The organism is Bosea sp. ANAM02, assembly GCF_011764485.1.
Classification (GTDB): domain Bacteria; phylum Pseudomonadota; class Alphaproteobacteria; order Rhizobiales; family Beijerinckiaceae; genus Allobosea.
In genome coordinates this window covers 2,658,576-2,680,936 of record NZ_AP022848.1, presented here as the reverse complement: position 1 = coordinate 2,680,936, position 22,361 = coordinate 2,658,576, and the positions used below count along the sequence as shown (strand labels likewise).

Below are 22,361 nucleotides of genomic sequence, written 5' to 3'. Positions count from 1 at the left end.
TCCGCCGCCCCCGGTCGCGACCGTGACGCTGCGCAGCGCCGAGTTCCGCCGCAACCGCGAGACGGCTTGGCGCGTGCTCGACGATCTCGTCTCGCGCGTCGAGAAGAAGGGCCTGTCGCGTCTCTCGGCCGCCGAATTGCAGGAACTCCCCCTGCTCTACCGGACAGCCGCCTCCTCGCTCTCCGTCGCCCGCTCGATCGCATTAGACCGCAACCTGATCCTCTATCTCGAAGGACTGGTGCTGCGCGCCTTCTTCGTCGTCTACGGCCCGCGCATCGGCGTCCTCGAAGCGCTCGGAGGCTTCCTGAAACACGGCTTCCCGCAGGCCGTCCGCGGCGCGGGCTGGCATATCCTGCTGGCGACGCTCGCCATCGCGGCCGGCATCGCCATCGGCTACCTGATGGTGTTGCCGAACGAAGCCTGGTTCAGCCTGCTCGTGCCCGAGAGCATGGCCGGCGGGCGCGGGCCGGCCAGCACCGCCGAGCAGTTGCGCCGGACCGAAATTTTCGCACCCTGGCCGGGCTTCGTCGATTCCTTCGTGGTCTTCGCCAATTTCCTGTTCCGCCATAACGCCACGATCGGGATCATGACCTTCGGGCTCGGCGTCTTCGGCGGCGTGCCGACGCTGCTGCTGCTCGGCTACCAGGGCGTCGTGCTCGGGGCCTTTTTCGCACTGCACTCCAATCGCGGCCTGCTCGTCGACTTCATCGGCTGGGTCTCGATCCATGGCGTGACCGAGATCGGCGCGCTGATCCTGTGCGGCGCCGGCGGGCTCGTCATCGCCGAGAAGATCCTGTTTCCCGGGCGCTACAATCGCCTCGACAGCCTCGCCATGGCCGGCAAGGCGGCGGCCGGGCTCGCGGGCGGGGCCGTGCTGATGCTCTTCGTCGCGGGACTCATCGAAGGCGGCCTGCGCCAGCTCATCGCCTCGACGCCCTGGCGGCTCGCGATCGGCGCTGCGACGGGCGCGCTATGGGCCGCCTATTTCCTCTCCAGCGGCAGACGCGGACGCCATGGCCCAGCGACTTGACCGCATCAACCGTCTGCTTGACGGCATCACCCGCAACCGCCGCGAGATCACCACGCCGGAGGGCGTGACGCTGGAGGTCGATGTCGCCAACCACGGCGAGCGACTCGTCGCCTTCCTGATCGACTTCCTGTTCTGGATGCTGGCGACCGTCCTGCTCTTCCTCGTGCTCGGCCTGACGCTGCTGCACGGCGTCACCGGCTCGGTCACGGTCACGGTCGTGCTGTTCCTGTCATTCCTGCTCAGGAACCTCTACTTCATCCATTTCGAGCTGCAGAGCCAGGGCGCGACGCCCGGCAAGCGCATCGTCAACCTCAAGGTGATCGACCGCAGCGGCGGCCCGCTCCTGCCCGGCGCGATCGTCGCCCGCAACCTGACGCGCGAGGTCGAGATCTTCCTGCCGCTCGGGCTGTTCTTCGCCGTGCCGAAGATCGGGGTTGGAGCGGAATTCTGGACGGCGGCGAGCTATTTCGGCTGGGCGGTCGCGCTCTCTGCCCTGCCGTTCTTCAACCGCGACCACCTGCGTGCCGGCGATCTGATCGCCGGGACCATGGTCATCTCCGTGCCGCGCCGGGCGCTGCTCGCCGAGCTCGCGGAGGCGCAGAGCCGCTTCGTCTTCAACCGCAAGCAGCTCGACGCCTATGGCGCCTTCGAATTGCAGGTTCTGGAGGAATTGCTGCGCAGGCCGCCCTCGCCCGACACGCAGATGATGCAGGACCAAGTCTGCGAGAAGATCCGCCGCAAGATCGGCTGGGAAGAAGCTATCCCGCCGGCCGAGACGCTCGATTTCCTGAAGGCGTTCTACACGGCCGAGCGCGCGCATCTCGAACGCGAGCAGCAGTTCGGCCGCTACCGCGCCGACAAGAACGAGCCGGCCGCCACCGGCCCGTGAGGACCGATGGCGGCACGGCCGGTTGCGGTCAGTCGAAGACGCTCGTCAGCGTGTCGAGGTCGATGCCTTCCTTCGCCACCCGCAGATCGTGATAGATCACCGCCGCCAGCACTGCGCCGAAGGCAGTCGAGACGACTTGCCAGGCGAAGCTCAGAGTCTGCCCGACGAAGCCGGCGCCGCCGATCCGCGCGAGCACGAGCACGCCGACCAGCGAAATCACGACGACGAGCAGGAACAGTCCGAAGATCTGCCAGCGATAGCCCCTGGTCAGCGCGACGCTGCGCTTGATGCTCGCGCTCACGCCCATCTTCTCGATGACGCATGCGGGAATGGCGACATAAAGCATACAGCCGATGATGACGCCCGGCACCACGAACAGCAGGAAGCCGAGACCGGTCGCAAGGCCGACCAGAATGCCGACGCCGATCACGGGAATGGCGCGTGCCAGCCCGATCCGCAGGGAGTCGCCGATGGTGAAGGGCTGCTGGCGCATTTCCTGGAAGGCGCCGTAAAGGCTCGTCGCCTGTGCCACGGTCTGGAGCACGAAGGTCAGCAATCCCGTCAGCATCGCGCCGAAGGCGATGCCCGACGGCGCGGGCGCGCTCGACGACAGCGCACCCAGCGTCAGCAGGAAGATGGGGATCATCGGGACGAGCGCCAGCAGGACGAACTTGCCGAACTGGCGCCGGAGGACCGCGAAGGTCTTGTTCATCACCGGGCCGATGCGAAACTGGCCCGGTGCAGCGGAAAATCCGCCGGTCGATGTGCTGCTCATGAGGAACCCCGCCGCGAATGAGGCCGAACTGTGGCACGCCCGGCGCAGAGGCACAATCGACGGGAACGAGGGGTGCGGGCTGTTCGCATGCGACCCACCAGCCTAGCCGGGCCGCCAAGCCGGCTATATGACGGTCGGATGGGTCGTTACGCCGTCACGATCAGGTTCGTCCTCCTCGCCGTGCTGGCCTTCGGCTGGCCCGCCGGCGGCATGGCCGAGGGCCGGCGCGTCCAGATCATCACCTCGTTCCCGCCCTCCTTCTTCGAGCCGTTCCGCAGCGCCTTCCGGAAACGGCATCCCGACATCGCCGTCGAGGTGGTGCAGCGCAAGACGACGGCGGCGGTAATCGACATCCGCACGCGCAAGCGGCCGGAGGCCGATCTGTTCTGGGCCTCGGCGCCCGACGCCTTCGAGCTGTTGAAGCAGGCGAACCTGCTGGCCCCGGTGCGGCCGCGCCGGACCGGCGCGCCGGAAACCATCGCCGGCTACCCGGTCAACGATCCCGGCGGGCGCTATCTCGGCTTCGCCGTCTCCGGCTACGGGCTGGTCTACAACCCGGCCTATCTGGAGGCGCGCGGCCTGCCGGTGCCGCGCAACTGGGCCGATCTCGCAGCACCCGTCTATGCCGGCCATATCGGCCTGACCTCGCCTGCCCGCTCCGGCACCACGCATCTGATGGTCGAGGCCCTCCTGCAATCGCTCGGCTGGGAGCGCGGCTGGGCGCTGTGGTCGGCGATCGGCGGCAATCTCGCGACGATCACAGCGCGCAGCTTCGGCGTGAATGCCGGCGTTGCCCGCGGGCGCTTCGGCATCGGCATCTCCATCGATTTCCTGACCGAAGCCAATGCGGCGGAGGGCGAAGGCAACCGCTTCGTCCTGCCCGGCGAGACGCTGTTCGCGCCGGCCAGCATCGCCAGGCTCGCAACCTCGCCCAATCCGAAGGAGGCCGAACTCTTCATCGATTTCGTGCTCTCGCCGGAAGGCCAGAGGATGCTGCGCGAGCCCCGGATCGGGCGCCTCGCCGTCTCGCCCTCGGCCTATGGCCCGGACGAGACGCCGCCCCATCTCGCGGCGACGGATGGCTTCTTCAACCACGCCGGCTTCGATGCCGGGCTCTCGGCCGGGCGCTACGAGCTGGTCAACCTGATCTTCGACGAGTGGATCACCTTCCGCCGCACCGATCAGGCCAGGCTCTGGCGCAGCCTGCAGACGATGGAAGCGGCGCTGCTCACGCGCCCCGACGCGCAGGCCGCCAGCTTGCTGACACAGGCACGGGCGGCGCTGACGCAGCCGCCGGTCTCGGTCGCGGAACTTGGAGAGCCCGGGCGGTTCCGCAACCTCGTCCGCGTGCCGCGCGGCCTGCCCCTGCCCGAGGACCAGGCGCGGGTCGAGGCCGATATCCGCAACGCGATCGCGGCTCGCGCCGCAGAGGCGAGCGACAGCCTGCGGCAGGCGGCCGAGCGGCTTGCGGCCCTGGGCTGGCGCGACGAGAGCCTGACCGGGACCCGCCCATGACGCCTGCCCTGCCCAGGCGCCGCTTCGGCATCGGCGGCCGGTTGATCGCGGCCTTCCTCGGCGTCGGCCTCTTCGCGGTCGGCGCCGGTGTCGTCGGCGTCATCTCCTATGAGCGGCTCAGCAAGGAACTGGCGGCGATCGCCCGCGAGCATCTGCCGGGCCTCGCCTCCGCCGCCAGGCTCGCCGAAGCCAGCGCGCGCGTCATCGCCGGCATGCCTGAACTGGCCAGTGCCGAACGTCGCGACGGCTACGAGCGCGGAAGGCGCGTGGTCGACGAGCGCCTGAGCGAACTCGACAAGGTGCTGTCGGAGCGGGCCGGCGCCGGCTTCGATGCGCGGTCGCTGACCGCCGTCGCGGCCGAGATCAGGCGCAATCTCGGAGCGATCGACGACGTTTCGGGGCGGCGCTTCACATTGGCCGAGCGCATTCGCGGCGTCAGCGAGGAACTGCGCTGGCTCCAGGCCGACCTGATCGACGAGATCGAGCCGCTGACCGACGATGCCCGCTTCAACATCGACACCGCACTCGGCCGGAGCGGCAGCGAAGCGGCAGCCGCCAAGCCCAACACGATCCGCGAGGAGACCCGCAAGAGCGAAGCGCTGATGACGCTCAACGCCCAGGCCAATCTGATCGTCGGCCTGTTCGGGAGGCTTGGCGCCGTTCAGACCCGCGAGGACATGGAGCAGACCGGCCATGTCATCGGCGAGGCGGTCGACCAGCTCGAGATCGAGGCCAAGGCGCTCGCCGGCTGGCCGGACACGATCACGGTCAGGCAGATCACGCAGCGCCTGGTCGGGCTCGCCGACACCACGACGGGCCTGCCCGGTCTCAAGCGCTCCGAGCTTGCTGCGCTCGCCGACGCGCAGCGGCTGATCTCTGAAAGCCGCCGCCTCGTCACGCAGCTGGGCACGCTGGTCTCGCAGGAGGTGCAGCGGACCGAAGCGATCGCGAAGGAGGCCGCCGACCGGTCGGCGCAGGCGATCCGGCTCGGCCGGAACCTGCTGCTCGCCATCGCCGCGGCGTCGCTGCTGGGGGCTCTGCTGATCGGCTGGTTCTATGTCCGGCGCCATCTGGTGGCGCGCCTGCGCATCCTGACCGAGGCGGCGACCAGCATCGCCAGCGGCCAGTCCTCGGCGCTGCTGCCGAAGGCGGGCAATGACGAGCTCGGCGACCTCGCCCGGGCGCTCGCCGTCTTCCGGCAGACCCGCGACGACCTGATCCAGGCGGCCAAGCTCGCCGCGCTCGGGCAGATGGCGGCGGGTCTCAGCCACGAGCTCAACCAGCCGCTCGCCGCGATCCGCTCCCACGCCCATAACGGCGCGCTGCTGCTGGAGCGCGGCCGGCCCGAGGAGGCGCAGAAGGCGATCGGCCGTATCCAGGCGCTGACGACGCGCGCGGCCGACCTGATCGCGCATCTCAGGCGGTTCGCCCGCAAGCCCGGCGTGGTTCTAAACCCGGTCTCGGTCGGCGATGTGATCGAGACCGCCCTTTCGCTGTTCGAACCGCGTTTCGAAGCCGAGCGCGTCACGCTCACGCGGGAGCTGCCGGCCGGACGCCTCCATGTCCATGCCGAGGAAATCCGGCTGGAGCAGGTGCTGGTCAATTTGATCGCCAATGCGCTTGACGCCATCGCCGGCATGGAGGGCGCCGCCATCGCGATCGGTGCACGCCGGAATGGCCACAGGGTCGAGATCTGGGTCGCCGATAGCGGCCCCGGCATCGATCGGGCGCATCTGGAACGCATCTTCGATCCGTTCTTCACCACCAAGCCGGTCGGCTCGGGGCTCGGCCTCGGCCTTTCGCTGTCCTACAACATCATCAAGGATCTCGGCGGCACGCTCGCGGTCGCCGAAACCGGCCCTGCCGGCACCCGCTTCCTGATCACGCTCGAAGGGACGACAGCCCACGTCATGGCCCCGCTGGAAATCGACGCATGAGCGCTCCCAAGATCGTCCTCGTCGATGACGATGCCGAGGTGCTGGAAGCCTGGCGGCTGACGCTGGAACTCGAAGGCTTCGCGGTCATTGGCAGACGCTCCGCCGATGCCGCGCTCGTAGAACTCGGGCGGGACGCTTCCGTCGTGCTGGTCAGCGATGTCCGCATGCCCGGCCGCGACGGTTTCGGGCTGCTCGCGGCCGTGACCGCGATCGATGCCGAGATCCCGGTCGTGCTGATCACCGGCCATGCCGATGTTCCCATGGCGGTGAAGGCGATCCGCGAAGGAGCCTGGGATTTCGTCGAAAAGCCGGCCGATCCGGTCCGCCTGATCGAGACGATCCGGCGCGCCAGCGAATACCGCCGGCTGATCATCGAGAACCGCTTGCTCAGGGCCGGCGCCCACACCGAAGACCCGTGGGCCGCCCGCGTCGTCGGGCATTCGCCGGCGGTCGCGCGCCTGCGCAGCCGGCTCGCCCTGCTCGCCGATGCCGATACCGACGTGCTGCTCTTCGGCGAGACGGGCACCGGCAAGGAGGTCGCGGCCCGCGCGCTGCATGACCTCGGAAATCGCCGCGCCGGGCGCTTCGTCGCCGTGAATTGCGGGGCGATCCCCGAAACGATGATCGAGAGCGAATTGTTCGGGCACGAGGCCGGTGCCTTCACCGGCGCGCGCGACCGGCGGATCGGCAAGATCGAGCATGCCAGCGGCGGCACGCTCTTCCTCGACGAGATCGAGTCGATGCCGATGGCGGCGCAGGTCCGTCTCCTACGCGCCCTGCAGGAGCGGCGGATCGAGCGCCTCGGCTCCAACAAGGAGATCGCGGTCGATATCCGCATCGTCGCCGCGACCAAGACCGACCTCGCCGCGCTCGCCAGGACCGGTGGCTTCCGCGAGGACCTGGTCTATCGGCTCAACGTCGTGACGCTGCGCCTGCCGCCCTTGCGCGACCGGCGCGAGGACATTCCCCTGCTGTTCCAGCACTTCCTCGCGCTTGCCGCCGCGCGCGTCGGCCGCTCGGCCCCGCCGCTCGGGCGCGACCTGCTCCAGCGCCTGACGCGGCAGGACTGGCCGGGCAATGTCCGCGAATTGCGCAACGCCGCCGAGCGCAGCCTGCTCGGCATGGACGAGGATTTCGAGGACGCCGTTGCCGGTGCCACGGCAGCCGATGTCGCCGAGCGCACGCTGGAGGAGCTGGTCGCCATCGCCGAGGCGGAGGGCATCGGAGCCGCACTGAAGCGCCACAACGGGCGCATCGGTGTCACCGCCGCGGCACTCGGAATCACCCGCAAGACGCTCTACCTCAAGATGCGCCGCTACGGTTTGAGTGGCGCCGCGGCGCTCGCGGACTGAAAGTTGAAAGCTTGCGTTTGGGGGATTTTCCTCGGAGCCACGCGGGTCATCCCGGGCTTGACCCGGGATCCATTCCGGAGCGCTTCCGATCAAGGTTCCGGAATGGATCCCGGATCTCCGCTGCGCTCCGTCCGGGATGACCCGCGTCTTATGTTCGGTACGTCCTCGACGTCACCGGATGTTACCGTAATGACCCATCGGGGGTTCGAGCAGGTTACCGCTGCGCCCCCGAAATGGGGTATCTGACGACCCCTCCTCCCGAATTCCGCAAGGAAATCAACGCCGCCGACACTTGGCATCACCGTTGCTGAGACAAGGGCATCGACCTCGACGTCGACCCAAAAAATCCGCTTCGGGAGGAAGCCATGTTGAATCGTCGGACCGCGCTTGCGGCCACTCTCGGCCTGTCGCTGAGCGCCTCGTTTACGGCCATCGCTCTGGCACAGGCGCCGGCCGGCAAGGTCACGGTGGTGACCTCCTTCTCCAAGGACGTCACCGATCCCATCAAGAAGGCCTTCGAGAAGGCCGTTCCGGGCGTCACGCTCGAAGTGCAGAACCGCAACACCAATGCCGGCGTGAAATATGTCGAGGAGACCAAGGCAAACAACCAGGTCGACCTGTTCTGGGCCTCGGCGCCAGACGCTTTCGAGGTGCTGAAGGGCAAGAAGCTGCTCACCGCCTACAAGCCCAAGGCGACCGGCATACCCGAGAAGATCGGTTCCTATCCGATCAACGATCCGCAGGGCTTCTATTTCGGCTTCGCCGCCTCCGGCTATGGCATCATGTGGAACGACCGCTATGCCAAGGCCAACAAGCTGCCCGAGCCCAAGGAGTGGCAGGACCTCGCCAAGCCGGTCTTCTACGACCATGTCGCGATCGCGGCGCCGTCGCGCTCCGGCACGACCCATCTGACGATCGAGACGATCCTGCAGGGCGAGGGCTGGGACAAGGGCTGGCGTACCATCAAGGAAATGGCCGGCAATTTCCGCGCCATCAGCGAACGCTCCTTCGGCGTGCCGGAGCAGGTCAATTCCGGGCAGGTCGGCGTCGGCATCGTCATCGACTTCTTCGCCTTCTCGGCCCAGGCCTCGGGCTTCCCGGTCAAGTTCGTCTATCCGAGCGTGACCACCGTGGTCCCGGCCAATGTCGGCATCGTCGCCAACCCGCCGAACAAGGCCGCGGCCGAAGCCTTCATCGAGTTCCTGCTCTCGCCGACCGGCCAGGAGGTGCTGCTCGAGCCCGGCATCCGCCGCCTGCCGGTGAACCCCACCGTCTACGCCAAGGCCGGCGCCGACTATCCGAACCCCTTCACCGATCCGCGCTTCCAGAAGATGATCGGCTTCGACGTCGACAAGTCGGAAGGCCGCAGCGCGGTCGTCGACACGCTGTTCGACCAGCTCATCTCCTTCCAGCTCGACGGGCTGAAGGGCGTCAACAAGGTGCTGCACGAGGTCGATGCGGCGCTCGCCAAGAAGCCGAACGACAAGGCCAAGGCGCTGGCCGAGGAAGCCCGCGTGCTCGTCGCCGCCATGCCGGTGAGCGAGGCGCAGGCCGCGAGCGCGGAGCTGCGCGGCGCCTTCACCGGCGGCAAACAGAAGGGCGCCCGCCAGGCCGAGGTCGAGGCGCAATGGGCGAGCTTCGCCCGCGACCACTACGCCAAGGCCAAGGCCAAGGCCGAAGAGGCGCTCCAGGCGGCGAAGTAAGCTCGCGCGTGTCATCCCGTGCGCGCTGCAGCGTGAAGCGCTGCGGCGCAGACACGGGACCACGCGACCAGCAGGCGCCTTCTTCTGAAGTGCGACCAGCAGGCGCCTTTTCCTGAAAACGGTCCCGTGTCTGCGCAGCGGCATCTGCATGCCGCGGCGCGCACGGGATGACACCCGGCACCCACCATGACAGCCATCCCGACCGCAACGGCCTCGCGCCGCCCCCGTCGCATCGCCGGCACGCCCGGCCAGATCGCGCTGGCGCTGGCGATCGCCGCCTTCCTCCTGATGTTCCTGGTGCTGCCGGTGGCGACGGTGATCTATGTCGCCTTCACCGAGAAAGGCACATCGACCTTCACGCTGGTGAACTTCTACGATTTCGTCCGCACCGAGCTGTTCATGCGCTCGTTGTGGAACTCGTTCTATGTCTCGGCGATGTCTGTGGTCTGGGCTTCCGTCTTCGCCCTGCCGCTGGCCTATCTGACGACGCGCTTCGTCTTCCGCGGCGCGGCGATCGTCCAGACGCTCGGCTTCCTGCCGCTGATCATGCCGCCCTTCGTCGGCGCGGTGGCGATGCAGCTCTTCTTCGGCCGCAACGGCTCGGTCAACCTGCTGCTCGACGACTGGTTCGGCTTCAAGATCGACTTCATGGAGGGACTGAACGGCGTCATCTTCGTCCAGTCGGTCCATTATTTCCCGTTTATCCTGATCAACCTCTCGGCGGCGCTCCGCAATGTCGACCGCGCCATGGAGGAGGCCGCGCAGAATCTCGGCTCGTCGGGCTTCCGGCTGTTCCGGCGCATCGTCTTCCCGCTGGCGATGCCAGGCTATCTCGCCGGCGCCTCGCTCGTCTTCGTCAAGGTCTTCGACGATCTCGCGACGCCGCTCCTGCTCAACGTCAAGGACATGCTGGCCCCGCAGGCCTATCTGCGGGTGACCTCGATCGGCATCGCCGACCCGATGGGCTATGTCATCTCGGTCGTGCTGATCGTCGCTTCCGTGCTGGCGATGTGGCTCTCGGCGCGGGCGCTGAAGGGCCGTGACTACGCCACGACGCAGCGCGGCGGCGGCGGCCTCGCCAAGCGGGTGATGACGCCGATGGAGGCCGTGTTCGGCTATGGCATCGTCATCCTGATCCTGGGGCTGGTGCTGGCGCCGCATCTGGGCCTGCTGCTGCTCTCCTTCGCGACGATCTGGTCGTTCTCGCCGCTGCCAGACGCCTATACGGTCGCGCATTACGGCCGCGTCTTCGGCGAGAGCTCGGTCTATATCAAGAACACGCTGATCTACGCGACGATCGCGGGCGGCATCGACGTCGTGCTCGGCGTGGCCATCGCCTATCTGGTGCTGCGGACCAGGCTGGTCGGCCGCGAGTGGCTCGACTGGATGGCAACCGCGGCGCTCGCCATCCCCGGCGTGGTGCTCGGCATCGGCTATCTCCGAACCTTCTACGGCATCACCCTGCCGGACGGGACGCCACTTGCCGCGCTCTGGATCACCATTGTGCTGGCGCTGGCGATCCGGCGCCTGCCCTATGCCCTGCGCGCCTGCTATGCGGCGCTCCAGCAGATCTCGGTCTCGCTCGAGGAGGCGGCCGAAAACCTCGGGGCCACCAAGGCGCGCACGGTCCGGCGCATCGTCGTGCCGCTGATGGCGGGCGGCATCCTTGCCGGCTTCGTCACCTCGTTCTCGACGGCCGCCGTCGAGCTCTCGGCGACATTGATGCTGGTGCAGTCCAACTCGGACGCGCCATTGGCCTACGGGCTCTACGTCTTCATGCAGTCGGCGGCGGGGCGCGGCCCCGGCGCCGCGCTCGGCGTCGTCGCGGTGATCCTCGTCGCGGCCTGCACCTTCCTCTCCCATCTCATCATCGAACGCAGCCAGAAGGCCAAGGGAATGGGCCACTGATCATGAACGCGACCGTCTCCCTGACCACGCCCGCCGTCGCCGTCGACATTGAAGGCGTCAACCTGTCCTACGGCACCAACCATGTGCTCAAGACCATCGATCTGGCGATCAAGCCCGGCGAGTTCTTCGCCTTCCTCGGGCCGTCCGGCTGCGGCAAGACCACGCTGCTGCGCCTGATCGCCGGTTTCAACCATGCCGATACGGGCGAGGTCCGGATCGGCGGCAAGCCGATCACCGACCTGCCGCCTTGGAAGCGCGATGTCGGCATGGTCTTCCAGTCCTATGCGCTCTGGCCGCATATGACGGTGCGCCGCAACGTCGCCTTCGGACTGGAAGAGCGCGGCGTAAAGCGCGCCGAAGTCGAGCGGCGCGTCGAGGCGGCTTTGGGCCTCGTCGGCCTCGCCCATCTCGCGGAACGGCGGCCCTCGCAGCTCTCGGGCGGACAGCAGCAGCGCGTCGCGGTGGCGCGCACCGTCGCGGTCGAACCCAAGGTGCTGCTGCTCGACGAGCCGCTCTCCAATCTCGACGCCAAGATGCGCGTGCAGGTGCGCCGCGAATTGCGCGACCTGCAGCAGCGCCTCGGCCTGACCACGATCTTCGTGACCCATGACCAGGAGGAGGCGAACACGATCTGCGACCGCATCGCCGTGATGAACGACGGCGTCGTCCAGCAGGTCGGCACGCCGATGGAGCTCTATGAGCGGCCGGCGAACCTGTTCGTCGCCGGTTTCCTCGGTACGGCCAATATCCTCGGCGGCAAGCTGACCGGCAGCGGCGGGACCCGGGTCTTCGAGATCGAGGGCGGGACGCGGGTTCCGGTCCCGGCTGAAGCGAATGTTCCAGAGGGCGCCAAGCTGGTCTTCCGGCCGCAGCATGCCAGCCTCGGCGATGCGGGCGCGGCGGGGGATGGGATGCTCGCCCTGCCCTGCACCGTCGCCAATCGCGAGTTCCTCGGCGCCAGCGTGCGCTATGGCGTCCGCATCGGCACGACGGAGGTCGCGGTCGACGTACCTTTCCAGTCCGGCAGCGGCTTGTTCGAGGTCGGCAGCGGGGCGACGCTCAGGCTTTCGTCGCATGCGTTGCTGTGGCTAGCGGCTTAGAGGCTGCTGATTTTGTGCGGAACCTCGGCGTCATTCCGGGGCAGGCCGCAGGCCTGAGCCCGGAATCCAGAACCGACGCCCTTAGATAACTGGGTTCGCGGGTTCGGCGCCTTTCGCATCAACCGCATCGGTTCTGGATTCCGGGCTCAAGCGCTACGCGCTTGCCCCGGAATGACGGCGTGCCTCTTCCGGAACGGGGATGACGTTGGGAGCTCCCAACTTCACCCCCGCTGCTCGGCCTTGTCTCTGGCCCGCGCCTCGGCGCTGCGCTCGGCCGCCGGGCCGTAGCCGCCGGCGCCGGGCGTGATGATCTCGACGATCTGGCCCTTCTCCAGCGTGCCGTCGCCCTTAAAGAAAGGCACGACGCCCTCACTGAACGAGAACGAGCCGCCCTGCCCCTCGCCACCGCCGGCCAATCCCCAGGGCCGCGAGGTCAGGCGCGAATTGTCGACGCTCAGCCGGCACGGCGCCTCGGCCCGGTAGACGCGGCGCAGGCCCATGCCGCCGCGCTGGCGGCCGTCCCCGCCGGAACCATCAACCAGCTCGTAGCGCAGCAGGGTCAGCGGATATTCCAGTTCCAGCGCCTCGACCGGCAGGTTCGAGGTGTTGGTCATATGGACATGGACGCCGTGGAGCCCGTCCTTGTTGGTGCGGGCGCCGGAGCCGCCGCCGATCGTCTCCAGATAGACCCAGAGCTCGCCGCTGCCGGGCTGCTCGCCGGCGAAGGTCGCGGAAGCGACCGCGCCCGAACAGGCGGCGATCACCCGATCCGGCACCGCCTGCGCAAGCGCGCCATGGATCAGGTCGACCACGCGCTGGCAGGCCGCGATGCGGCCGTTGACGGCGGCCGGATGGACGCAGTTCAGAACCGTGCCTTCCGTCGCGGTGACGGTGAGCGGTCGCGCCAGCCCCGCATTGGGCGGAATGGTCGGGTCGGCCACGGTCTTGACCGCGTAATACACGGTCGAGAGCAGCGCGGTGTATACCATGTTGAAGCCCGCGCGCATCTGCGGCGGCGAGTCGAAGGCGAGCGTCATCTCCTCGCCCGCGACGGTGATCGCGACGGAGAAGGTCAGCGGCTCGTCGATCTCGGGATTGTCGAAGGAATCGGAGAAGCGATAGGTGCCGTCGGGAATCGAGGCGATGCCGGCGCGCATCTTGCGCTCGGCATAGTCCTGCAAGGCCTTGCCGGCGGCGAGCACGGTATCGCGGCCATATTTGTCGCAGAGCGCGCGCAGGCGCTCGACGCCAAGGCGGTTCGCCGCCATCTGGGCGCGGAGATCGGAAAGGCGCTCACGCGGGACCTGGCAGTTGAGCAGGATCAACTCCTGCACGTCCTTCATCAGCACGCCGCCGTCATAGAGGCGGATCGGCGGGATACGCAGGCCCTCCTGGTAGATATGGGCGTGACCGCGATCGGCGAAGTCCGAGTGGTGCGCGGTGTTGACCGCCCAGGCGATCATCACGCCCTCGTGGAAGACCGGCTCGGCCAGCACGATATCGGGAAGATGCGTGCCGCCACCCTCATAGGCGTCGTTGCCGATGAAGACGTCGCCCGGCCTCATATCCGCCACCGGATGACGCTTGAGGATATGCGGGATGATGCCGATGAACGAGCCGAGATGCATCGGGATATGCTCGGCCTGGCAGAGCGTCCGGCCCTCGACATCGAAAAGCGCGGTCGAGCAGTCGCGGCGCTCCTTGATGTTGGTGGAATAGCTCGCCTTGACCAGGGCCTCGCCCATCTCCTCGGCGATGGAGGCGAAGGAGGAGCCGATGACCTCGACGGTGATCGGATCGACGCTGACGGATGCGGTCGCGGTCATCACGGCATCTCCAGGATCAGGTTGAGATAGGGCTCGACCGTCGCGGTCATGCCCGGCAGCAGCACGGTGGTCGAATCCATCTGCTCGACGATGGCCGGCCCGGCGAAGCGGTTACCGGATTTGAGCTTGTCACGGTCGTAGATCGGGCAGGCGACGAAGCCGCCGGCCTCGGGGAACCAGACCTCGCGGCTGCCGACGATGGCGTGCGAGGCGTCAGGCCCGGCATCGGGCTGCGGCCGGAAGGCGGCCTTGGGCACGAGGCCGACCGCCTCGACACGATAGGTCACGAGCTGGACCGCCTCGCCTTCGGCGACGAAGCCGTAGAGGCGCTTGTGGGCGGCGGCGAAGCCCTCGGCCAGCGCGCTAGTGGTCGCGGGCGTGATCGGCCCGTCCGGCACGTCGATGGCGAGCTCGTAGTTCTGGCCGTGATAGCGCAGGTCGGCCGTGCGCTTCAGCCGGCGGTCGGCCGAGGCGACGCCCTCCTCCGCGAACCAGTGATCGGCCTGTTCCTGCAAGGCGACGAAGATCTCCGCCATGTCAGGCACGAGCGCCTCGGAAAGTGTCGCAAGCCGCGTCGTGGCGAAATTGGCGCGCAGGTCGGTGAGCAGCAGGCCGAGCGCGCAGCCGATGCCGGGATTGCGGGGCACGACGATGCGCTTCATGTCGAGTTCGCGCGCGAGCCGCGCGGCGTGCAGCGGCCCTGCCCCGCCGAAGGCGACCAGCGCATAGTCGCGCGGATCATGGCCGCGCTGGACGCTGATGACGCGGATCGCCTTGGCCATGTTGGCGGTGACGACGGATATGATACCCTGCGCCGTCGCCATCAGGTCGAGGCCGAGTTCATCTGCCAGCCGGCCGATCGCCTGTTTCGACAGGCTCTGGTCGATCGGCATGCGGCCGCCGAGCAGATGCGTGGGGTTCAGGGTCTGGAGCACGACATTGGCGTCGGTGACGGCGGGCTCGGTCGCGCCGCGTCCGTAGCAGACCGGGCCGGGATCGGCACCGGCCGAGCGCGGTCCGACCTTGAGCAGCCCGCCGGAATCGATTGCGGCGAGCGAGCCGCCGCCGGCACCGACCGTATGGATGTCGAGCATCGGCGCCTTGATCGGGTAGCCGTGAACATTGGCCTCCGAGGCGAGCTTGGCCTCGCCGTCGTCGAGCAGGGCGACGTCCGAGGAGGTGCCGCCCATGTCGAAGGTGATCAGGTTGGGGATACCGATCATCGCCCCGATCGCCTGCGCCGCGACCACGCCGGTCGAGGGGCCGGACAGAACCGTCCGCACGGGCAGGCGCGCCGCCATGTCGAAGCCGATGACGCCGCCATTCGACTGCGTCAGATGCGGAACTGCCTTGAGGCCGAGGTCCTTCAGGCGGTCGGCGAGGCGGCGGATATAGCCCTGCATGACCGGGCCTAGATAGGCGTTGACCACGGCGGTCGAGATGCGTTCGTACTCGCGGAATTCGGGCGCGACCTCATGCGAGGCGCAGATGAAGGCCTCGGGGAATTCCTCGCTGACGATGCGCTTGGCCGCCTCCTCATGCTCCGGCCGGACGAAGCCGTAGAGGAAGCCGATGGCGACTGCCTTGACGCCTTCCCCCTTCAGCGCCCGCGCGGCCTGACGCACGGCCGCTTCGTCCAGCGGCGTCTCGACCGTGCCGTCATGGCGGACACGCTCGGCGACGCCGAAGCGCAGGTCGCGGGTGACCAGCGGCGGCGCCTTGTCCGCCTGGAGATCGTAGAGATCCGGCCGCTTCTGCCGGCCGATCTCGATCAGGTCGCGGAAGCCTTCGGTGGTGATCAGCCCTGTCTTCACGCCGCGATGCTGGATCAGGGCATTGGTGCCGACCGTGGTGCCATGGCCGAAATAGGCGATATCGGCAGGGCTGGCGCCGACGCGCTCGACCCCTTCCTGCGTGCCGCGCGCAATGGCGCGGGAGGGATCGTCGGGCGTCGACGGCACTTTCCAGACCGCGACCATGCCGGTCGCATCCTCGAACAGGCAGATATCGGTAAATGTGCCCCCGGAATCGATTCCGATCCGCCACGCCATCTCTGTCTTCCTCCCTCAGATCACCGGCACCTCGGCAGCAGGCGCCCACGCGACGCCATGACCGAAGCCGCCCTGATAGCCGCAGACCTGCGCCGCCTGTTCGGCACCCGCCGCAAGCGCCGCGGCGATGCCGGCTCCGTCGAGTATGGCCAGCAGGCAGGCGGCGATGAAACCGTCACCGGCGCCGAGCGTATCCACCACGGATGCAGAGCTGGCCGGCTGTTCGTGGAGGCGGCCGTCGGCGAGCGCGAGAGCGCCCTTCACACCGCGCGTCGCCACGACCATCCCTGCACCCCAGCCGGAGCAGCGCTCCATCAGTGTGCGACACTCCGCGTCGGAAGCTGACGGGTGCGACAGGAAGGCGATGTCGACGCTCGGCAGCGTCGCGGCGAGGTTCTCGTCGCTCCAGCGTTCGGAGAAGTCGTAGGAGAGACTCCGGGCCGCAGCCCGGACGATCGGCAGGGCATCGCCGAGTTCGCTGTAGATGCTGGAATGGACGAGGTCGAAGCTGGCGATATAGGCACGGTCCGCGGCGTCGATGGCGCCCCATTCGCCGCGCACCCCGCGCTCGGAGCGCAGGAAGCGCCGGTCCTGCCCGTCATGGCCGATGAAGGCGCGGGCATTGGAGCCCGGCCTGATGCGACAGCGAGCGGTGTCGACACCTTCCGACCGCAGGGCGTCGACGATATGCATGCCGGCTTCGTCCGAGCCCAGGCAGCCGAGATAGCCCGTCTGCGCCCCGAGCCGCCTTGCCTGCACCGCGACATTGACCGCGTTGCCGCCGGGAAACTGAAGACCGCGGTCGACATAAGTGTCGACCGTGTTGTCGCCGAGGCCGAGCAGGCGGTGCTTCATCAGGCCCAATCCCCCATCGCCGAGAAGGATACCGAGCCCTCATCCTGAGGAGGCCCGCAGGGGCGTCTCGAAGGATGTTCCAGATGGTTCGGGAGCCTTCTGGAGCATCCTTCGAGACGCCATTCCCAAGGGAATGGCTCCTCAGGATGAGGGCTCGAAAGATGTCCAGTCAGACACTTGGCACGAGGGCGGGAGGGGGTCACGGGCGCCTCAATACGCCACCTTCCACATGTAGCGGCGGGTGGTCAGGGGCTGGTTGCGCAGCACGGATAGATGCGCCGAGAAGCGCTTGAGCGCCGCCTGCAGGATATAGGGCGCGACGATCGGGCGGATATCCGGGTCGATGCCCTTCATCGCGAAGGCGCGGGAATCGTAGTTCATCACGCGCCCGGCATAGGTATCGCAGAACGTGACGACCCGCTCCATCAGGGGCCGGCTCGGATCCTCGCCGGTGATCAGGATCAGCGGCGTCTGCTTGTCGACGATCTCGAAGGGGCCGTGGAAGAACTCGGCCGCCTCGATCGGGTAGCTGTGCAGCCAGAGCATCTCCATGAGGATGCAGACGCCGAAGACATAGGCCGTGGTAAAGCCCGGCCCCGACGCGACATGGTAGATGCGGTCGTCTCCGGCATAGGTCACGGCGTCCGCTGCGGCGCGAGCCTCGTTCTGCTGGGCCGCGTCGCACATCGCCGCCGGCAATGCGTCGAGCGAGGACAGCAGCTTGTCGCCGAGCGGCCAGCCTTCCTTGGCGGCCATCAGGCCACCGATCAGCGCCTGCATCAGCATGAACATCGCGGCAAAGGACTCGCTGGTATCGCCGACGAGGAAATGGCGCGGCACAGCCTGGGCCAGCGGCTTCTCGCCATACTGGCTGAAGGCGACGACCCGGCAGGGCTTGCCGTTGAGGAAATGCGCGGCGGTGACGGTCTCCGGCGTCGTGCCGGACTTGGAGGCCAGCAGGATCAGCGTCCGCTCATTCAGGCGCGGCGGATCGATCGCCATGAACTCGGCCGGGAAATAGCGCCGGACCTCGATGCCCGGCGAATAGCGCTCCAGCCAGTACTGGATGCCGAGCATCGCCCGGTTCGCCGAGCCGCAGGCGATGAGAAAGATGCGGTCGATCTTCGGGGCCAGTTCCTGCCCCAGCGCATAGGCCTGCGGCAGCGCGGCGCGGGTCGGCTCCAGCCCGGACAGAACGGCGTCACGGTCGAAGGCGAGGGACATGGACGGGCTCCCGAGCGGGCTTTAAACTGGGCAGCAGAATTGGTATACACCAATTCCATATACCAATCACTGTCAAGCCTGTTGAGATGCCGACCAAACGCCCCTCCCGCCCTGCAGCGCTCCGCGACCGCTTCGCCCTCAAGACGAAGAAGGCGCCGCGGCTCGGCCTCCGACAGGGACGGACGTCGAAAGGCATGGCGACCGACGCGCAAGGCCAGCCCAACCTGCTGAGGGGGGTGAAGCCGATCTATGTCGAGGTGCAGGACTACCTCCTCGACCTCATCGGCGGGCCGGATTACGGCCCCGGCGATCGCATCCCCTCCGAGCGGACGCTGGCCGACGCGCTCGGCATCAATCGGATGACCGTGCGCAAGGCGATCGACCGACTGGTCGAGCGCAATGTGCTGGAGCGCAACGGCACCAGCGGCACGCGCATCCCGCTGGTGCAGGTGTCGCGGCCGATCGATGCGTCCGCCTCGCTCGGTATCACCCGCATCATCCGCAATGCCGGCGGCGAGCCCGGCAGCAAGCTCCTGCATTTCGGCGAGGAAGGCGCGAGCGAGAGCATCGCCCAGCGCCTTGAACTGGCGCCCGGCAGCACGCTGATCATGGCGCGGCGCCTGCGCAGCGTGAACGACGAGGCCTTCTGCATCGAAACCAGCTATCTGCCGGCCGGCAGCGTGCCCGGCCTGTCGGCCGAGGACCTCGTCTCCGGCCAGTCGCTCTATGAGTTGCTGCGACAGCGCTACGGCATCGAGATCAGCATCCGCGACCGCGAGATCAGCGTCGGCACCGCGACCGAGCAGGAAGCGCGGCTGCTGGCGCTGGCGCCGGGCTCGCCGACCCTGGTGCTGCGGATCGTTGCGCGCGACGGTGAAGGGCGGCCCGTCGAGTACATGCGCTCGGTCAATCACCCCCATCACGTCGTCTTCCGCAGTTCCGCGCCGCCTGTCCCCGCCTGAGCTGAGCCCCCCATCACCAGCCTTCCCGCCTCTCCCTCCCGCCGCCGGAGCCATCCTGATGGGCATCACCATCGAGACCATCGAACCGGACCCGACCCTGCCCGCTTCCAGCGACGTCGTGGTCATCGGCGGCGGCATCATCGGCATCAGCACCGCTCTTTTCCTGGCGCGCGAAGGCGTTTCGGTCACCGTCTGCGAGAAGGGCGAGGTCGGACACGAGCAGTCCGGCCGCAACTGGGGTTGGGTTCGCGTCATGGGGCGCGACCCCGGCGAGATCCCGCTCGGCCTCGAAAGCATGCGGCTCTGGGAGGATATGGACCGGCTCGTCGGCGGCGATACCGGCTTCACCCGCTCCGGCATCGTCTATGTCGCCGACACGCCCGCCAGGCATGCCGAACAGGAGGCCTGGCTCGAGCATGCGAAGACCTACCAGCTCGATACGCGCCTCCTGAGCACGCGCGAGATCGATACGGTCCTGCCCGGGGGAAAGCGCGCCTATGCAGGCGCGATGTTCACACCGAGCGATGCCCGGGCCGAGCCGCAGAAGGCTGTGCCGGCGATGGCGCGGGCGCTGCGCCGCCATGGCGGCACCGTTCTGACGCGCTGTGCCGTACGCGGCATCGAGACGGCAGGCGGGCGCGTCGGCGCCGTCGTCACCGAGCGCGGCCGGATCGCCTGCCAGCGCGTCGTGCTGGCGGGCGGCGCCTGGTCGCGCCTGTTCCTCGGCAATCTCGGCATCGACCTGCCGGCGCTCAAGGTGCTGGGCTCGGTGTTCCGGACCGAACCGCTCGACGGGCCGCCAAGCCATGCCGTCGGCGCTTCCGACTTCGCCTTCCGCAAGCGGCAGGATGGCGGCTACACCATTGCCCATCGCGGCGCGAGCGTGGCCGAGATCGTGCCGGATAGTTTCCGCCTGCTGTTCGATTTCCTGCCGTCGCTGGTGAAGCAGCGCCACGAATTGCGGCTGAGCCTCGGCGAACGCTTCCTTGAGGAGGTGCGCAGGCCGAGGAGCTGGTCGCTCGATCAGGAAACGCCGTTCGAGCGCAACCGCATCCTCGATCCCAAGCCGTCCGAGGCGATCCTGCGGGAAGCGCAGCACAATCTCGTCGCAGCCTTCCCGGCCTTCGCAGGCCTCAGGATCAGGGAGAGTTGGGGCGGGCTGATCGATGCCACGCCAGACGCCGTGCCCGTCATCGGCGAGGTGCCGCGCCTGCCGGGCTTCTTCCTCGCCACCGGCTTCTCGGGCCACGGCTTCGGCATCGGCCCCGGCGCCGGGCGCCTGATCGCCGATCTCGTCAGCGGCCGCACGCCGGTGATCGATCCCCGGCCCTTCCGGCTGGAGCGTTTCGCCCGGCTGGAGCGGACGACGCGGGCGGGGTGAGTGTTTCGTCGCTGCTGAAGCGCGCCGTCATGCTCGGGCTTGACCCGAGCATCTCATGTCGCGGAGGCTCTCGCGCCTCTTCCGGGAAGAGATTTTCGGGTCAAGCCCGAGAACGACGCGCTTTGCCGCAGGCAGCTATGCCAGCGCCGCCTCGTCCAGCGAATAGGCCGAGAAGAAATTCGTCCCGCCCGGATAGCATTTGAAGCCCTCGAGCCCCTTGACCATGGCGTAGCCCTGCGAGCGCCAGGCGAGGCCGACCATCGGCGCCTGCTCCAGGGCGACCTTCTCCAGCTCGGCATAGATCGCCTTGCGCTTCACCGGGTCGAACTCGGCGCGGCCCTTGGCGAAGAGCGCGTGAATCTCGGGCGTCGGGATCTGCCAGCTCCGGGCCATGCTCGGCGGCAGCTCGCCGTCGAGCAGCGGCGCGAGGCCGTCGGGGTCGTTATTGTCGGGAGTCGTGCCCTGGATCATGAAGTCGTAGCGGCCCTTGCCGGCGAGATCGACGCGCGCGGCCCAGTCCGGCAGGTTCAGCGTCACCTGGATGCCGATCTCGGCGAGATTGGCCTGCACGACCTCGGCGGTCGACTTGTGCATGCCGTATTGCGCGGTCGAGAGCAGCGTGCAGGCGAAGCCGTTCGCCATGCCGGCCTCGGCCATCAGCTTCTTCGCCTTGGCCGGGTCGTAGTTCCAGAACTGCGAGCGGCCCTTGTCGAAATAGGGACTGCTCGACGGGATCGGGATGCCTTCGAGCTTGCTGCCACGGCCGAAGAAGGCGGCTTGGACGATGTCCTCGCGCCGGACCGCATGGGCCACCGCCTGGCGCAAACGCACGTCCTTGAACGGCCCGGCGCCGCCATTGAAGTTCAGCCCCATGAAGGGGCCGTCGGCCGCGACGAGCCGCAGGCGGGCATCCTTCTCGATCGTGGCCATCGACTGCCACGGCACATATTCGATCAGATCGACATCGCCGGCCTGGAGCGCGGCGACGCGCAGGTTCTCGTCGGCATAGGCGACGAGCTTGACACCGTCGAGCTTCGGCAGGCCGGGCTTGTAGTACTTGTCGAATTTCGCGACCTCGATCGAGGCGCCGCGCTCCTGCGCCTTCAGCACGAAGGGGCCGGCGCCGACGCCGAGCCCGGCTCGGCCCTCGATCGAGTCCTTGGCGATGATCGGCATATGCGGGCTCGCGAGCCAGACCGGCAGCGTGACCGTCGGCTGCTTCATGACGATGCGGACCGTGCGCGTATCGGGCGTCTCGATGCGCTCGACGCCGCCGAACTCGGCCTTGAGGAAGGCGGTGGAATTGGGCGCGGCGACCTGCTCCAGCGTCCATTTCACATCCTCGGCCGTCACCGGCTTGCCGTTCTGGAACGTGGCCTCGCGGAGCTTGAAGACCCAGGTGGTGTCGCCCTCGCGGGCCCAGGATTCCGCAAGCTCCGGCCGGACCTCACCCTTCTCGTCGAAGCCTGTCAGGCCGCGGAAGATCAGGAGCTTCACCGTCAGCGCCGCCGTGCCGGTATGGAGCCAGGGCTGCAGGCTCGGCGGGAAGCTCGACAGGCCGAAGCGCAGCACCTTGCCCGCGGCTTGAGCACGGGCCCTGAGGCCCAGGAGAGGCAGGGCTGCACCGGCGGCGAGCACAGTACGGCGAGAGACCGGCACCATCGAATACCCCTCCCAATTCTGGCGGCTTGAATGGCCGAGAGGGCAGAATGATTTGGTATATACCAGATTGTCAATGCTTCCCACGGATCGCATCGCGAGGGCATGACCATTCGGCAGTTGCAGGCGCTGCTGCCCGTTGGAACCGACGCGAGGCAATCAGGATCGTTCTGCCGCAATGCGAAAAAACGTGC

At 68.0% G+C, this 22,361-nt stretch carries 16 protein-coding genes; 10 read left to right on the top strand and 6 right to left on the bottom strand.

Annotated features, from left to right (window positions below):
* Nucleotides 1-22 precede the first annotated feature (22 nt).
* The gene (locus tag OCUBac02_RS12945) at nt 23-1,030 is read left to right on the top strand and encodes a stage II sporulation protein M (protein WP_244638915.1); all 1,008 of its coding nucleotides are present in this window, start codon (nt 23-25) and stop codon (nt 1,028-1,030) included.
* Nucleotides 1,014-1,919 (top strand): RDD family protein, encoded by a 906-nt coding sequence (locus OCUBac02_RS12940; protein WP_173046115.1) that lies wholly within the window; start codon nt 1,014-1,016, stop codon nt 1,917-1,919. Before OCUBac02_RS12945 ends, OCUBac02_RS12940 begins: the two co-directional genes overlap by 17 nt.
* Nucleotides 1,920-1,947: 28 nt before the next feature.
* Here OCUBac02_RS12940 and OCUBac02_RS12935 read toward each other — a convergent pair whose 3' ends face one another.
* Nucleotides 1,948-2,694: a hypothetical protein gene (locus OCUBac02_RS12935; RefSeq protein WP_173046113.1), complete on the bottom strand. Its 747-nt coding sequence runs from the start codon at nt 2,692-2,694 to the stop codon at nt 1,948-1,950.
* A gap of 138 nt (nt 2,695-2,832) precedes the next feature.
* On the opposite strand from OCUBac02_RS12935, the gene OCUBac02_RS12930 reads away from it, so the two are divergent.
* The 6 genes from OCUBac02_RS12930 (at nt 2,833) to OCUBac02_RS12905 (ending at nt 12,209) form a co-directional block, all read left to right on the top strand.
* Complete coding sequence (locus tag OCUBac02_RS12930; RefSeq protein ID WP_244638913.1) at nt 2,833-4,209, top strand: ABC transporter substrate-binding protein; 1,377 nt, start codon at nt 2,833-2,835, stop codon at nt 4,207-4,209.
* Nucleotides 4,206-6,146 carry an ATP-binding protein gene (locus tag OCUBac02_RS12925; RefSeq protein ID WP_173046112.1) on the top strand — a complete coding sequence of 647 codons (1,941 nt, stop codon included), beginning with the start codon at nt 4,206-4,208 and terminating at the stop codon, nt 6,144-6,146. Before OCUBac02_RS12930 ends, OCUBac02_RS12925 begins: the two co-directional genes overlap by 4 nt.
* Nucleotides 6,143-7,498: a sigma-54-dependent transcriptional regulator gene (locus OCUBac02_RS12920; protein WP_173046109.1), complete on the top strand. Its 1,356-nt coding sequence runs from the start codon at nt 6,143-6,145 to the stop codon at nt 7,496-7,498. The genes OCUBac02_RS12925 and OCUBac02_RS12920 overlap by 4 nt, the downstream gene beginning before the upstream one ends.
* Nucleotides 7,499-7,863: 365 nt before the next feature.
* Nucleotides 7,864-9,201 (top strand): ABC transporter substrate-binding protein, encoded by a 1,338-nt coding sequence (locus OCUBac02_RS12915; protein ID WP_173046107.1) that lies wholly within the window; start codon nt 7,864-7,866, stop codon nt 9,199-9,201.
* Nucleotides 9,202-9,387: 186 nt separating this feature from the next.
* Nucleotides 9,388-11,109, top strand: a complete 1,722-nt coding sequence (locus OCUBac02_RS12910) for an ABC transporter permease (protein ID WP_173046106.1) — start codon at nt 9,388-9,390, stop codon at nt 11,107-11,109.
* Between the two features lie 2 nt (nt 11,110-11,111).
* Nucleotides 11,112-12,209 carry an ABC transporter ATP-binding protein gene (locus tag OCUBac02_RS12905; protein ID WP_173046104.1) on the top strand — a complete coding sequence of 366 codons (1,098 nt, stop codon included), beginning with the start codon at nt 11,112-11,114 and terminating at the stop codon, nt 12,207-12,209.
* 221 nt (nt 12,210-12,430) lie between these two features.
* Here the strand turns inward: OCUBac02_RS12905 and OCUBac02_RS12900 are convergent, their stop codons facing one another.
* The 4 genes from OCUBac02_RS12900 to OCUBac02_RS12885 form a co-directional block, all read right to left on the bottom strand.
* Nucleotides 12,431-14,035 carry a hydantoinase B/oxoprolinase family protein gene (locus OCUBac02_RS12900; RefSeq protein WP_173046102.1) on the bottom strand — a complete coding sequence of 535 codons (1,605 nt, stop codon included), beginning with the start codon at nt 14,033-14,035 and terminating at the stop codon, nt 12,431-12,433.
* The gene (locus OCUBac02_RS12895; protein WP_173046100.1) at nt 14,035-16,086 is read right to left on the bottom strand and encodes a hydantoinase/oxoprolinase family protein; all 2,052 of its coding nucleotides are present in this window, start codon (nt 16,084-16,086) and stop codon (nt 14,035-14,037) included. Before OCUBac02_RS12895 ends, OCUBac02_RS12900 begins: the two co-directional genes overlap by 1 nt.
* Before the next feature lie 15 nt (nt 16,087-16,101).
* The gene (locus OCUBac02_RS12890) at nt 16,102-16,941 is read right to left on the bottom strand and encodes a PfkB family carbohydrate kinase (protein WP_173046098.1); all 840 of its coding nucleotides are present in this window, start codon (nt 16,939-16,941) and stop codon (nt 16,102-16,104) included.
* A 210-nt stretch (nt 16,942-17,151) separates the two neighbouring features.
* Nucleotides 17,152-18,165 (bottom strand): SIS domain-containing protein, encoded by a 1,014-nt coding sequence (locus tag OCUBac02_RS12885; RefSeq protein WP_173046096.1) that lies wholly within the window; start codon nt 18,163-18,165, stop codon nt 17,152-17,154.
* Nucleotides 18,166-18,251: 86 nt separating this feature from the next.
* Between OCUBac02_RS12885 and OCUBac02_RS12880 the strand changes: the two genes are divergently transcribed.
* Together OCUBac02_RS12880 and OCUBac02_RS12875 are read left to right on the top strand one after the other, a co-directional pair.
* On the top strand, nt 18,252-19,127 hold the full coding sequence (locus OCUBac02_RS12880; RefSeq protein ID WP_173046094.1) for a GntR family transcriptional regulator: 876 nt from the start codon (nt 18,252-18,254) through the stop codon (nt 19,125-19,127).
* A 55-nt stretch (nt 19,128-19,182) separates the two neighbouring features.
* Nucleotides 19,183-20,508, top strand: coding sequence for an NAD(P)/FAD-dependent oxidoreductase (locus OCUBac02_RS12875; protein ID WP_465247783.1), 1,326 nt, complete (start codon nt 19,183-19,185; stop codon nt 20,506-20,508).
* Nucleotides 20,509-20,643: 135 nt separating this feature from the next.
* Here the strand turns inward: OCUBac02_RS12875 and OCUBac02_RS12870 are convergent, their stop codons facing one another.
* Nucleotides 20,644-22,170: an ABC transporter substrate-binding protein gene (locus OCUBac02_RS12870; RefSeq protein ID WP_173046090.1), complete on the bottom strand. Its 1,527-nt coding sequence runs from the start codon at nt 22,168-22,170 to the stop codon at nt 20,644-20,646.
* Nucleotides 22,171-22,361 lie beyond the last annotated feature (191 nt).